The 8385-nt window shown below is 63.4% G+C and carries 8 protein-coding genes; all 8 read left to right on the plus strand.

Features of this window, described 5'->3' with window-relative positions; genetic code table 11:
• On the plus strand, positions 1-548 hold a 548-nt coding region (locus ADADOO_RS16440; RefSeq protein ID WP_511278591.1), incomplete at its 5' end, for an anthranilate synthase component I family protein.
• 314 nt (positions 549-862) lie between these two features.
• On the plus strand, positions 863-1762 hold the full coding sequence (locus ADADOO_RS16445) for a glutamate/aspartate ABC transporter substrate-binding protein (RefSeq protein ID WP_511278592.1): 900 nt from the start codon (positions 863-865) through the stop codon (positions 1760-1762).
• A gap of 168 nt (positions 1763-1930) precedes the next feature.
• On the plus strand, positions 1931-2668 hold the full coding sequence (locus ADADOO_RS16450; RefSeq protein ID WP_511278593.1) for an amino acid ABC transporter permease: 738 nt from the start codon (positions 1931-1933) through the stop codon (positions 2666-2668).
• Positions 2668-3351 (plus strand): glutamate/aspartate ABC transporter permease GltK, encoded by a 684-nt coding sequence (gene gltK / locus ADADOO_RS16455; protein WP_511278594.1) that lies wholly within the window; start codon positions 2668-2670, stop codon positions 3349-3351. Before ADADOO_RS16450 ends, gltK begins: the two co-directional genes overlap by 1 nt.
• Positions 3352-3370: 19 nt before the next feature.
• Positions 3371-4099 carry an amino acid ABC transporter ATP-binding protein gene (locus tag ADADOO_RS16460; protein WP_511278595.1) on the plus strand — a complete coding sequence of 243 codons (729 nt, stop codon included), beginning with the start codon at positions 3371-3373 and terminating at the stop codon, positions 4097-4099.
• A gap of 20 nt (positions 4100-4119) precedes the next feature.
• Positions 4120-4764 (plus strand): MarC family NAAT transporter, encoded by a 645-nt coding sequence (locus ADADOO_RS16465; RefSeq protein WP_511278596.1) that lies wholly within the window; start codon positions 4120-4122, stop codon positions 4762-4764.
• Positions 4765-4897: 133 nt separating this feature from the next.
• The gene (locus tag ADADOO_RS16470; RefSeq protein ID WP_511278597.1) at positions 4898-6808 is read left to right on the plus strand and encodes a sensor histidine kinase; all 1911 of its coding nucleotides are present in this window, start codon (positions 4898-4900) and stop codon (positions 6806-6808) included.
• A 160-nt stretch (positions 6809-6968) separates the two neighbouring features.
• Positions 6969-8288 (plus strand): sigma-54-dependent transcriptional regulator, encoded by a 1320-nt coding sequence (locus tag ADADOO_RS16475; RefSeq protein ID WP_511278598.1) that lies wholly within the window; start codon positions 6969-6971, stop codon positions 8286-8288.
• Positions 8289-8385: the final 97 nt, after the last annotated feature.

Consider the following 8385-nt stretch of genomic DNA (forward strand, 5'->3'; position numbering starts at 1 on the left):
CGCCGGAAGAAGATGCCGCACTGGCCGCCGAACTGCTGGCCGACGAGAAGGAACGCGCCGAACACACGCAACTGCTCGACCTCGGCCGCAACGACTGTGGTCGCGTCGCCAAGGTCGGCACGGTCAAGCTCACCGAAAACATGATCGTCGAGCGCTACTCGCACGTCATGCACATCGTTTCCAACGTCGAAGGCCGCCTGCAACCGGGGCTCGATGCGCTCGACGTGCTGAAGGCCACCTTCCCGGCCGGCACCGTCTCCGGCGCCCCGAAGGTGCGGGCGATGGAAATCATCGACGAGCTGGAACCAGTCAAACGCGGCATCTACGCCGGCGCCGTCGGCTACCTTGGCTTCCATGGCGACATGGACATCGCCATCGCGATCCGCACGGCCGTCGTCAAGAACAAGCAGCTCTACGTTCAGGCTGGCGCCGGCATCGTTGCCGACTCAGATCCGCATTCGGAGTGGGTCGAGACCCAGAACAAGGCACGCGCTGTCCTGCGCGCTGCCGAACTGGCCGAGCAGGGGCTCGATACGCGGGTTGACTGAACGGTTTGCGAGCCCTCCAAAAACCGCCATTTTTGGCGGTTTTTTTGTGTCGACCGTACGGCGAGCCGTTGCTTTGATGGTCCTGGGGCCAACCGTTGTTTCTATGGTCGTAGGGTTGATGTGACTGTCGGATTTTCGATGGCTGTTTTCGGGTGGCGACGGAAATCCGATACCTTGTTGATCGGCTGCTAAAAAAACTGTCGAAAAATCAGCCGCCTGCGCTTTGGGGTGCTCATCGCTTTTCTGGCACGCTCGCTGCATAGTAATAGCCATCGGAGCCCGATCACGGTTCCTTTCAAAAAACAGGAGACGACATGAACCGATTTGCCATTGCTGCTGCTCTCGCCACCGCCCTGAGCGCCGCTGCCGCCTTGCCGGCCCACGCCCAGGAATCCGCCACCCTGAAGAAGATCAAGGAAACCGGCAGTATCACGCTGGGTCATCGCGAATCGTCGATTCCGTTTTCCTATTACGACGACAAGCAGCAGGTCATCGGCTACTCCCATGAATTGATGCTCAAGGTCGTCGATGGCATCAAGAGCGAACTGAAGCTGGCCAAGGTCGATACCCGCCTGATGCCGGTCACCTCGGCCAACCGGATCACGCTGATCCAGAACGGCACGGTCGACATCGAGTGCGGCTCGACCACCAACAACCTCGAACGCCAGAAGCAGGTCGGTTTCTCGACCACCATTTTCGTCATCGGCACCAAGCTGCTGACCAAGAAGACTTCCGGCATCAAGGACTTCGCCGATCTTGCCGGGAAGAATGTGGTGACCACCGCCGGCACCACCTCCGAGCGCCTGATCCGCAAGATGAACGAAGACAAGAAGCTGGGCATGAAAGTCATCTCCGCCAAGGATCACGGCGAAGCCTTCCTGACCCTGGAGACCGGCCGCGCCGTCGCCTTCATGATGGACGACGCGCTGCTCTACGGCGAAATGGCCAAGGCCAGGAAGCCGGGCGACTGGATCGTCACCGGCACCGCCCAGTCGAAGGAAGCCTACGGCTGCATGGTGCGCAAGGACGACCCGGGCTTCAAGAAGCTGGTCGATACCGCGTTGACCAAGGCGCTGACCTCGGGCGACGCCGAGAAGATCTACAGCAAATGGTTCATGAGCCCGATTCCGCCCAAGGGCCTGAACCTCAACATGCCGCTGTCCGATGAAATGAAGGCTGCCTTCAAGGCGCCGAACGACAAGGCGTTCGAATAAGTCTCCCCGGCCCTTCTCCCGCGGGCGGGGAGGGGCCATATAAATTAACCCCGCCTCCGTTCGGGCTGAGTCCTTCGACCTGGCTCAGGGCAGGTCTGTCGAAACCTTCGGGGCACTGCCCTTCGACAGGCTCAGGGCGAACGGAAGATAGTCGTTGAGGAGAGGATCATGGGTTATCAATGGAACTGGGGCGTCTTCCTGCAGCCGAGTGCGAGCGGGGACGACACCTATCTGGGCTGGATGTTCACCGGCTTCAAAATGACCATCGCGCTGTCCTTGACCGCCTGGGTCATGGCTTTGCTGCTTGGGGCGCTGATCGGCGTCCTGCGCACCGTGCCGAACAAGACGCTGGCCGGCATCGCCACGGCTTATGTCGAGCTGTTCCGCAACGTGCCGTTGCTCGTGCAGTTGTTCATCTGGTATTTCGTGCTGCCGGAACTCTTGCCGGCCAGTATCGGCAATGCCTACAAGCAGTCCAATCCGGTGTTCCAGCAGTTCCTTGCCTCGATGGTCTGCCTCGGCCTGTTCACCAGCGCCCGCGTCGCCGAGCAGGTGCGGGCCGGCATCAACTCGCTGCCCCGGGGTCAGAAGAACGCCGGTCTGGCGCTCGGTTTCACGCTGGCCCAGACCTACCGTTTCGTGATGTTGCCGATGGCCTTCCGTCTGGTTGTACCGCCGCTGACCTCGGAATTCCTCAACATCTTCAAGAACTCCGCCGTCTGCTCGACCATCGGCCTCCTCGAACTGGCTGCCCAGGGCCGTCAGCTGGTCGATTACACGGCGCAGCCCTACGAGTCCTTCATTGCCGTCACGCTGTCCTACATCATCATCAACGTCACCGTGATGACCCTGATGCACAAGTTTGAAAAGCGCATCGCCGTGCCCGGCTACATCGGAGGCAAATAATGACTTACGAATTCGACTGGTCCTCCATCCCCGGCGCCTTGCCCTTCCTGTGGGACGGCATGAAGATTTCGCTGGTCATCACCGCCCAGGCGGTGGTTATCGGCATCGTCTGGGGCACCCTGCTGGCCATGATGCGGCTGTCGTCGGTCAAGCCGCTGTCGTGGTTTGCCGCCGGCTACGTCAACCTGTTCCGCGCCGTGCCGCTGGTCATGGTGCTGCTCTGGTTCTTCCTGATCGTGCCGGAATTTGTCGGGCAGCTGTTCAACATTCCGAAGGGGACGGACTTGCGTTTGTCTTCGGCCATGGCCGGTTTTGCCCTGTTCGAAGCGGCCTATTACTCCGAGATCATCCGCGCCGGCATCCAGAGCGTGCCGAAGGGCCAGATTTCGGCCGCCTCGGCGCTCGGCATGAACTACGCCCAGGCCATGCGCCTCGTCGTGCTGCCGCAGGCCTTCCGCAACATGGTGCCGCTGCTCCTGACCCAGGCCATCATCCTCTTCCAGGACACCTCGCTGGTCTATGTCTCGGCCCTGGCCGACTTCTTTGGCGCCGCCTACAAGGTCGGCGACCGCGACGGCCGGCTGGTCGAAATGCTGCTCTTTGCCGGTGCCGTCTATTTCGTCATCTGCTTCTCCGCTTCGCAGATCGTGAAGCGCCTCCAGAAAAAATACCAACCGGCCTGATGGCCGCCAGGAGAATCCCATGATCAAGATTGCCAACGTCAGCAAGCATTACGGCAGCTTCCAGGTGCTCAAGGATTGCACCACCTCGGTCAGCAAGGGCGAAGTCATCGTCGTCTGCGGCCCTTCCGGCTCCGGCAAGTCGACGCTGATCAAGTGCGTCAATGGCCTCGAACCCTTCCAGGCCGGCGAAATTGTCGTCAATGGCATTTCGGTCGGCGACCCGAAGACCAACCTGTCCAAGCTGCGCGCCCAGGTCGGCATGGTCTTCCAGAACTTCGAGCTGTTCCCGCACATGAGCATCACCCAGAACCTCGCCATCGCCCAGATCAAGGTGCTCGGCCGCAGCCGCGACGAGGCGATGGACAAGGGCCTCAAGCTGCTCGACCGCGTCGGCCTCAAGGCGCAGGCTGACAAGTTTCCCGGCCAGCTGTCGGGCGGCCAGCAGCAGCGCGTGGCGATCGCCCGGGCACTGGCCATGGACCCGATCTGCATGCTGTTCGACGAGCCGACCTCGGCGCTGGACCCGGAAATGGTCAATGAAGTGCTCGACGTGATGACCGAACTGGCGCAGGAAGGCATGACCATGATGTGCGTGACGCACGAAATGGGCTTCGCCAAACGGGTCGCCGACCGCGTGATCTTCATGGACCAGGGCGCCATCGTCGAGGACGACAGCAAGGAGACCTTCTTTGCCAATCCGCGTTCGGAACGGGCGCAGCACTTCCTCGCCAAGATCCTCCACCACTGAGCGCCTGGCGTCAGCGGCGCATGGACGATAGCCTGAACCGGCTGGCGATCAGCTTCTTTCTCGGCGGACTGGTCAGCCTGGCGACGATCACCAACCCGCTGTCGAAGATCCCGGTTTTCCTCACGCTGGCGACTGATGTCGAGCTTGGCGTTGCCTCGCGGGAAGCGCGGCAGGCCTGTTTTTACGGTTTTTTGCTGTTGACCGTGGGATTGTTCGCCGGCGTCTTCATTCTCGAAGCCTTCGGCATTTCCTTCGGTGCCTTGCGCATCGCCGGCGGCCTGACCGTGGCGCTGATCGGCTACCGCATGCTGTTCGGCACGAGCGATGCGGCGCTGGTCGGCGGCAGCGGCAGCTTTGCTTTCTTTCCGCTGGCCATGCCGGGCATCGCCGGGCCGGGGGCGCTGGCCACGGTGATCGGCATTTCGTCGGAAATCGCCGAATTGTCGGGCGGCATGCGGCGGGTGACCGCCTACGCGGCGACGGTGGCGAGTATTGCCGCGACCTGCCTGCTGATCTGGCTGGTCCTCCGTTCGGCGCGCTGGGCGTCGCGCCGGCTGGGGGCCGAGGGCATCAATGTCGTCGCCCGGCTGACCGGCTTCCTGCTCATTTGCATCGGCGTCCAGTTCGTCGGTTCGGGCATTCGCAGTTTCATGGCCGGGATCTGAAGATGCTGCACAACTCCGTTCGCCCTGAGCTTGTCGAAGGGCAATTTGCTTGAATCCAGGGGCTTCGACAGGCTCAGCCCGAACGGGGTAGGGGTTGCCAAGTTAATATGAAACACTTACTTACCGACTGACCATGCCCGAAACCCGCCAGCCCATTCCGGTTGCCTTGCCCAAGCCACATCACGTGCTGGTGCTGGCCGCCATGCTGGCCCTGATCGTGGTCACCGCGCTGCTCGCCTACCGGGTTTCCGAGCAGCAGGGCTTCAGCCAGATGCGCGCCGAGGCCAGCCACCAGTTGGACATCCTGGCCGCCGCCATCGACAGCGAAGTGACGCGGCATGCCTCGATTCCCAGCGCCGTCGAACTGAACCCGGACGTCCTCGCCCTGCTGCGCGCCCCGGCCGGGCGACAGGAGGCCTTGCGCGCCCCGGCTAACCGTTTTCTGCAAAAACTCAACGACCATCTCGGTGGGCCGGCCATTTTCGTGCTCGACACCAGCGGCCGGGTGGTCGCCTCGAGCGACTGGATATTCTCCGACAACCTGCTCGGCGCCGATCTGTCCACCATTCCGCTGTTTCGCGGCGCCGTCGCCGGCACGCCGGGCCGGCACTACGCGGTGGACAACGTGCGCAAGGAGCCGGGCTATTTCTTCGCGCTGCCCATCCGCGACGAGATGCAGGACTGGAAGGTGATCGGCGTCGCCGTCGTCAAATCCAGCCTGCACGAACTCGAGCGGCGCTGGCTCGGTCAGGAGGCACCGGCCCTGATCGTCGACGCCAACGGCATCGTGCTCCTCGCCTCGCCACCCGAATGGCGCTACGCCACGCTGCAACCGCAAAGCCCGGCCGTGCTGGCGCGCATCAGCCAGGAGCAGTTCGCCGGCCAGCCGCTCGGCGTCAACTCGCTCGACATCGCCATCGACGCCGCGCAGGAAGGCACCGTGGTCCGCCTGTCGCGCCAGCTCAAGACCGACCCCGGCCCGCTGCAAGGCGCCAAGTCCTACCTCGCCCTGAGCCGCCACCTGCCCGGCACGGCTTGGCGCATCGTCGTCTTTTCCAACCTGCGCCCGGTCTTCGTCCAGGCCTCGACCCACGCCGCGCTGGCCGCTGCGGCCATCGGCTGTTTCCTGCTCTGGCTGCTCTTCCTGAGCCAGCGTCGGCGCCTCGCCCGCGGTCGCGAGGAGGCGCGCGCCATGCTCGAACAGGCCAATCAGGAACTCGAACGCAATGTCGCGGCACGCACCGCCGACCTCTCGGAAGCGGTCACCGGCCTGCAGCGCGAAGTCGCCGAACGTCAGCGCGCCGAACAGACCCTGCGTGCCGCCCAGGATGAACTGGTCCAGGCCGCCAAGCTCGCCGTGCTCGGCCAGATGGCGACCGGCATCACCCACGAGCTGTCGCAACCGCTTGGCGCCATCCGCACGCTGTCGGCCAATGCCGTCGAATTCATGCATCGCGGCGACCTCGCCACGGCCGAGAAGAATCTCGGCATCGTCGGCCAGCTCGCCGAGCAGGCCGGCGGCATCATCACGCCGCTCAAAACCTTCGCCCGCAAGTCGCCGGCCGTCTCGGTGGCGGTTGATGTGGCGCAGGCGGTCGACGCGGCGCTGTTCCTGTTCGACGCCCGGCTGAAAAAGATGAATGTCACGGTCAACCGGAATTTTGGCCCAAAATCAACAATCGCCTGGTGCGACCAGAACCGCCTGCAACAGGTGCTGGTCAATCTGATCGGCAACGCCATCGACGCCATGGCTGACGAGCCGGAACGCCGCCTGAGCTTCAGCGCCGACCGCGCCAGTTCCGGCCAGCTTGCCCTGGCCGTCAGCGACAGCGGCTTCGGCTTCACCGAAGAAGCGCTGGAGCACCTGTTCGAGCCGTTCTTTACCACCAAACACCCGGGCGAAGGGCTCGGCCTTGGCCTGACCATTTCGCGCGACATCCTGCGCGACTTCGGCGGCGACCTGCTGGCCGGCCCGGCGCCCGGCGGCGGCGCCCGTTTCGTCATCCTGCTGCCGGCCGTGCCTGCTGCGGCTATAACGTCATGATTCCCGTAGGCCATTTTCGACGCAGAGGCGCGGAGACGCGGAGAGAGGCAACGGCTTGCCCGCTGGTTTCGGGCAGGCGTCGGAGTGGCACGGATTTTTCCCTTGATTGCCGTTTTTCTCCGCGTCTCTGCGCCTATGCGTCCAAATTGAAAGTCTCACCATGAAACCCCAACTCTCCGTCCTGCTCGTCGAAGACGACCCCAATGTCCGCCTCGGTTGCGAGCAGGCCATGCAACTGGCCGGCATTACCGTTGACGCCGTGGGCTCGGCCGAAGAAGCGCAGCGCCGCCTGCGCGCCGGCTACCCGGGCATCGTCGTCACCGACATGCGCCTGCCCGGCATCGACGGCATGGCGCTGTTGCGCTGGGTCGTCGAGCTCGACGCCGACCTGCCGGTCATCATCATCACCGGCCACGGCGACGTCACGCTGGCCGTCGAAGCCATGCGCAGCGGCGCCTACGATTTCATGCAGAAACCGTTCTCGACCAGCGATCTGGTCGACGTCGTCCGCCGGGCGCTGGAAAAGCGTGAACTCGTCCTCGAAGTCGACGCCCTGCGCCGCCGGCTCGACCATCGCGACAACCTCGAATCCCGCCTGATCGGCCGCTCGCCGCAGATGGCCCGGGTTCGCCAGCTAATCCTCGACGTCGCCGGAGCGGCCGTCGACGTGCTGATCTTCGGCGAAACCGGCACCGGCAAGGAAATGGTCGCCCGCTGCCTGCATGACCTCAGTCATCCCGGCCAGCAGAACTACGTCGCGCTCAATTGCGGCGGCATGTCCGACAACCTGCTCGACAGCGAGCTCTTCGGCCACGAGCCGGGCGCCTTCACTGGCGCGCAAAAGCGCCGCATCGGCAAAATCGAATACGCCAGCGGCGGCACGCTGTTTCTTGATGAAGTCGAATCGATGCCGGTCAACATGCAGATCAAGCTGCTCCGCGTCCTGCAGGAAAGGGTCATCGAACGCCTCGGCTCGAACCAGCAAATCCCCGTTTCCTGCCGCGTCGTCGCGGCCAGCAAGGATGACCTCAAGCTGCTCTCCGACCACGGAAAATTCCGTGCCGATCTCTACTACCGCCTCAACGTCGTGCGCATCGAACTGCCCCCGCTGCGCGAGCGGCGCGAAGACATCCCAGCCCTCTACGACGAATTCCTGCTCCACGCCGCCAAACGCTACAACCGCCCGCCGCCACCGCTCACTTCCGAATACCTGCGCCGCCTGATGGCGCAAGACTGGCCAGGCAACATCCGCGAACTGCGCAACGCCGCCGACTGCCACGCCCTCGGCATCGGCCGCGACGCCATGGCCACCGCCAGCGGCACCGCCCAATCGCTGACCGAAGCTGTCGAAAACTACGAACGCGGCCTCGTCGCCGACGAATTCACCCGCCAGGAAGGCAACATCGCCCGCACCAGCGAAGCCCTCAAAATCGCCCGCACGACGCTGCACGACAAGCTCAAGAAATACGGGTTGATTTGATCGGCGAGTTCCGGTTACGCCATTTCAATTTTGGCCGTTTTCCCCGGTCGACCGTAGCATTCTGAATTTATCTGAGCGTTGTGAAAGGACTGTAAAA

It is taken from the genome of Azonexus sp. (assembly GCF_036170495.1).
Taxonomy (GTDB): domain Bacteria; phylum Pseudomonadota; class Gammaproteobacteria; order Burkholderiales; family Rhodocyclaceae; genus Azonexus.

Bases quoted from the DNA above. Each gene is read 5' to 3' on its own strand.
- ADADOO_RS16445 (WP_511278592.1), top strand. From the start codon at position 863: ATGAACCGATTTGCCATTGCTGCTGCTCTCGCCACCGCCCTGAGCGCC.
- ADADOO_RS16450 (WP_511278593.1), top strand. From the start codon at position 1,931: ATGGGTTATCAATGGAACTGGGGCGTCTTCCTGCAGCCGAGTGCGAGC.
- gltK (WP_511278594.1), top strand. From the start codon at position 2,668: ATGACTTACGAATTCGACTGGTCCTCCATCCCCGGCGCCTTGCCCTTC.
- ADADOO_RS16460 (WP_511278595.1), top strand. From the start codon at position 3,371: ATGATCAAGATTGCCAACGTCAGCAAGCATTACGGCAGCTTCCAGGTG.
- ADADOO_RS16465 (WP_511278596.1), top strand. From the start codon at position 4,120: ATGGACGATAGCCTGAACCGGCTGGCGATCAGCTTCTTTCTCGGCGGA.
- ADADOO_RS16470 (WP_511278597.1), top strand. From the start codon at position 4,898: ATGCCCGAAACCCGCCAGCCCATTCCGGTTGCCTTGCCCAAGCCACAT.
- ADADOO_RS16475 (WP_511278598.1), top strand. From the start codon at position 6,969: ATGAAACCCCAACTCTCCGTCCTGCTCGTCGAAGACGACCCCAATGTC.